Annotated in this window: 4 protein-coding genes; 1 reads left to right on the top strand and 3 read right to left on the bottom strand. The window is 66.6% G+C overall.

The window, feature by feature from the left end:
* Positions 1-185 precede the first annotated feature (185 nt).
* The 3 genes from eno to G6020_RS01285 form a co-directional block, all read right to left on the bottom strand.
* Positions 186-1,463, bottom strand: coding sequence for a phosphopyruvate hydratase (gene eno / locus G6020_RS01295; protein ID WP_182609405.1), 1,278 nt, complete (start codon positions 1,461-1,463; stop codon positions 186-188).
* A 227-nt stretch (positions 1,464-1,690) separates the two neighbouring features.
* On the bottom strand, positions 1,691-2,050 hold the full coding sequence (locus G6020_RS01290; protein ID WP_182609404.1) for a type II toxin-antitoxin system RelE/ParE family toxin: 360 nt from the start codon (positions 2,048-2,050) through the stop codon (positions 1,691-1,693).
* The gene (locus G6020_RS01285) at positions 2,050-2,346 is read right to left on the bottom strand and encodes a type II toxin-antitoxin system ParD family antitoxin (RefSeq protein ID WP_206682189.1); all 297 of its coding nucleotides are present in this window, start codon (positions 2,344-2,346) and stop codon (positions 2,050-2,052) included. The genes G6020_RS01290 and G6020_RS01285 overlap by 1 nt, the downstream gene beginning before the upstream one ends.
* A 307-nt stretch (positions 2,347-2,653) precedes the next feature.
* Between G6020_RS01285 and G6020_RS01280 the strand changes: the two genes are divergently transcribed.
* Complete coding sequence (locus tag G6020_RS01280; RefSeq protein WP_241731167.1) at positions 2,654-3,595, top strand: DEAD/DEAH box helicase family protein; 942 nt, start codon at positions 2,654-2,656, stop codon at positions 3,593-3,595.
* Positions 3,596-4,087 lie beyond the last annotated feature (492 nt).

Genomic DNA, 4,087 nt, shown 5'->3' with positions numbered 1-4,087 from the left:
ATGGGGCCCGACGCCTCCCCGGGGCGCCGGGACGACGACCGATCGCGGCCGTCGCCCCGACGATCCGGCGAGCCCCGGCGATCAGAAGGGCGCGGTGGGCGAGCCATGAGCCCTCCTCTCGACGACCTACTTACTGGGCCTGCTCTGACTGTGCTTAGTCTGCCCGCGCGACCCGATGGCCTGGCTCAGGCGTTGAAGCGCGGGAAGGCGCCGGCGCCGGCGTACCGGGCGGCGTCCCCGAGCATCTCCTCGATGCGCAGCAGCTGGTTGTACTTGGCCACGCGCTCCGAGCGGGCCGGGGCGCCGGTCTTGATCTGGCCACAGTTGCAGGCCACCGCGAGGTCGGCGATGGTCGTGTCCTCGGTCTCGCCCGAGCGGTGCGACATCATCGAGGCGTAGCGGTTGCGATGCGCCAGTTCGACGGCGTCCAGGGTCTCGGTGAGGGTGCCGATCTGGTTGACCTTGACCAGCAGCGCGTTGGCCGCGCCCTTGGCGATGCCGTCGGCCAGGCGCTGGGGGTTGGTGACAAAGAGGTCGTCGCCCACGATCTGGACCTTGTCGCCGATCATCTCGGTGAGGGTGGTCCAGCCCTCCCAGTCGTCCTCGTCGAGCGGGTCCTCGATGGAGACCAGGGAATAGTTGGCCACCAGGTCGGCGTAGACGTCGGCCATCTCGGCGGCGGAGAGCTGCTTACCCTCGAAGTGGTACTTGCCGTCCTTGTAGAACTCGGTGGCTGCGACGTCCAGCGCGAGCGCCACGTCGGTACCGAGGGTGTACCCGGCCTTCTCGATGGCCTCCACGATCACGTCGAGCGCGGCCTTGGTGGAGTCCACCGACGGGGCGAAGCCGCCCTCGTCGCCCAGGCCGGTCGACAGGCCCTTGTCCTTGAGCACGGCCTTGAGGTGGTGGTACACCTCAGCGCCCATGCGCAGGGCCTCACGGAACGTGGGCGCGCCGATGGGGGCGATCATGAACTCCTGCACGTCCACGCCCGAGTCCGCGTGGGCGCCGCCGTTGAGGATGTTCATCATGGGCACGGGCAGGACGTGCGCATTGGCGCCGCCGATGAAGCGGTACAGCTCCAGGCCGGCGGCCTCGGAGGCGGCGCGGGCCACGGCGAGCGAGACTCCCAGGATGGCGTTGGCGCCGACGTGGGACTTGTTGTCCGTGCCGTCGGCGTCGAGGAGGGCCTCGTCGACCAGGCGCTGCTCCTCGGCGGGGATGCCGATCACGGCCGCGGCGAGCACGTCCAGCACGGCCTCGACGGCCTTGGTGACGCCCTTGCCCAGGTAGCGGTCGTCGGAGTCGCGGAGCTCCACGGCCTCGTGGGCACCGGTCGAGGCACCCGAGGGCACCGCGGCCCGTCCGAACGAGCCGTCGTCCAGAAGCACCTCTACCTCAACGGTGGGGTTGCCTCGCGAATCGAGGATCTCCCGGGCTCCGACCTGCTCGATAAGCGCCATCTGTGCTCCTTGGGGAAGTTCGTGGTTCGTCTCTGGGCCGGCACCGCGCTGGGTGGTTGCAGTACCGGAGACCATTGTTCCACGTCGGTCTACAGGGCGGGCCGAGGCTGCGCCGGGGGCGGGCTCCCTCCCCCTCCCAGGTATGCGCTCCGTCTGTACGCCGCCAGCCCGGGTGCGCGCCGAGGCTGGTCCATTCCGGGCGCGCACTGCTCCCCGGCCGCCCCCGCTCAGCTCCACACGCGAGCAGGATCGACGTGCTGGCCCACGTCCATCGCGTCGTGGAGAACCCTGCCGACCACGAGAACTTCACCGTCGAATCGGCAGACGAGAAAGTGCCGGGGCCGGCTGACACTCCCACCGCTTGATCGACGGCGACTATTCGACAGGTGCCACGACACGACCCCCTCCCCGAGCTCCGGACGCTCGACCAGACCGGGATTGTCAGAGGCGGAGGCCGCATCCCTGAGTGCCGCAACGATCAGTGCTTCATACCGCTTCTGGGCCTGGTCGCCGAACTGCTCATACGACCACCACAGAATCGACGCAATGTCTTCACGTGCGCTCTCTGAGAGACGAAACGTCGCCATCAGCCAGGTGTTTGACCGTCGGCCACAGCCAGTGCACCGATGTCTGCGATGAGGTCGTCAAGGCCCGCCTCATCGACATCCACATAGCGACCCGCCGCCACGTCAGCCCACCCCTGATCGGCAGCTGCACGCAGCGCGGCGAGCCTGGCCGCATCCTCAGCATCGCGTCGCTCCAACAGCCGAAGCCCTTCGCGCAATACCTCGCTGGCGTTCTGGTAGCGCCCGGATGCCACCAGCTGATCAACTAACTCGTGTTGCTGCTGGCCGAGAACAACATTCCGTGTTGGCATACTCATCACCCCTGTTGGCAGAATATGCCAACTCGGCGCCCCAAGCGAGGTCCTGCCGTCACTGTGAACTGATCCGTGGCAGGAATTCTGGCCTCGGCGGGTCAGCGTCGTCGTCGAACTGGAGCTCTGTCCCCGACCGGCGGACTCGCCCCCGCCCCCGGCCACCTACCCTCCCCCACGGCGTCCCGGCACCGGGCCACCCCGGCGATGACGGACCCGGCCCCTACAGTGAGCCCGACGCCGCCAGGACCACCCAGGAGAACGCTGTGGACTCACCCGCCCTCGTCACCGCCCGAGACGCGGCAGCACTCTGATGGCGACCCGGTCCTCACGCAAGGCCACGGCCAGGCGCAAGTCGAGCCCCAGGCGGGCGACGTCAGCCAAGAAGCGGCCCGCCGCGGCGCCGGCGGTTCCGTCTATCCCTCCCGGCCAGCGGGTGTGGCTGCTGGAGCTCCCGTGGGGAGGACTGGGCGGCGGGACGCCGGCCGGGGTGACCTACTACAAGTCGCTCACCGCGCACGCCTACGTCGGTACCGCCCTGCCGAGCCCACTGGAGCCCTACGCCAGCAAGCCCTGCTCCTACCTGCGGTGGCTGGAGGACGAGCTCAACGGCAGCGAGGGCCCGGGCGCGACCGCTGCACCGATGACGCTGCGCCCAGAGCAACACGCGGACGTGGACGCGATCGTCGCTGCCGCCCAGCGCCAGTTCCGACAAGTTCATCTGGCCAACGATGTGGGCACCGGCAAGACCCTGGTTGCGGTGGCCGCGGCGAAGGGCATCGCGAAGTTGCGCGGCGCCCGCACGATCCTGGTGACGGTGGATCGGCCAGCCCGCATCACCATCCCGTCGTGGCGGCGCACCATCGCAGCACTGGGTGACGACAACCAGTGTGACGACGACCTGCGCTGGATCATCATGTCCTCGGACAGCCTGGGCAAGCTCATGGCCCGGAACGGGCGCCCTCGCCTCAAGGTCGATGTGGCGGTGATCGACGAGGCCCACCAGTTCCGGCACGCCAGCAAGCGCACCAGCTACATGCGTCGTCTGACCCGAATGGACGGGCCGCACGAGAAGGCCCCGTTCGTGCTGACGATCACCGCCACCCCGGGCCACCACCCGGGCGTTATGCGCTCTTCGTGGCAGTGTCTCATCAGACGGCTACAGTGCCAGCGGGACTGGGCTGCTAGCCCCAGAGCCGTAGGGGTGGAAGTTGAGCGTGGAGTTGTACTTTGCCAAATGGGCGGCAATCGGTGACGGACCGATGTCTCTCGATCCAGAACTGACTCCACGACGACGGATCAAGGATGGGACACCGATACTCGTAGATGACCAGATGCGACCGATGGAGCCCTGGTGCACTTTCCTACGCTTGTATTCTCAGAACTTAAGCCGCAATACAGTTCGATCTTATTCGCGAGATGCCGTGACATTTGCCAAATTTCTAGATGATCGTGGCGTAACAATTCTAGAGACTGTAGAGAGCGAAATAGCCGCCTTCTGCGACGACCGGCTCAGCAGAGGAATATCGACGCGGACTCTCGACCGTCAATTAGTATTCGTACGCGCCTTTTTTAACTAACTATACGAAACTGGTCAGCGAGATGAACTGCCATGGATCCGGATAGCCAGCAGATCAGTCGTTCATCGTAAAACTCCCTCGACGGACCTAAGGGTGAGGGCTGTTACCCGTGCTCAATGGGATGCCTTCCGAAATGTTGGACTAGCCCCGGTAGTTCACGGGGATCT

The organism is Dietzia sp. B19 (genome assembly GCF_014145155.1).
In the GTDB taxonomy this organism is placed as follows: Bacteria; Actinomycetota; Actinomycetes; order Mycobacteriales; family Mycobacteriaceae; genus Dietzia; species Dietzia natronolimnaea.
This window is presented reverse-complemented; position numbering and strand designations above follow the sequence as displayed.

Coding starts and splice junctions, on each gene's coding strand:
- G6020_RS01280 (WP_241731167.1), top strand. CDS start 2,654: ATGGCGACCCGGTCCTCACGCAAGGCCACGGCCAGGCGCAAGTCGAGC.
- G6020_RS01285 (WP_206682189.1), bottom strand. CDS start 2,346: ATGAGTATGCCAACACGGAATGTTGTTCTCGGCCAGCAGCAACACGAG.
- G6020_RS01290 (WP_182609404.1), bottom strand. CDS start 2,050: ATGGCGACGTTTCGTCTCTCAGAGAGCGCACGTGAAGACATTGCGTCG.
- eno (WP_182609405.1), bottom strand. CDS start 1,463: ATGGCGCTTATCGAGCAGGTCGGAGCCCGGGAGATCCTCGATTCGCGA.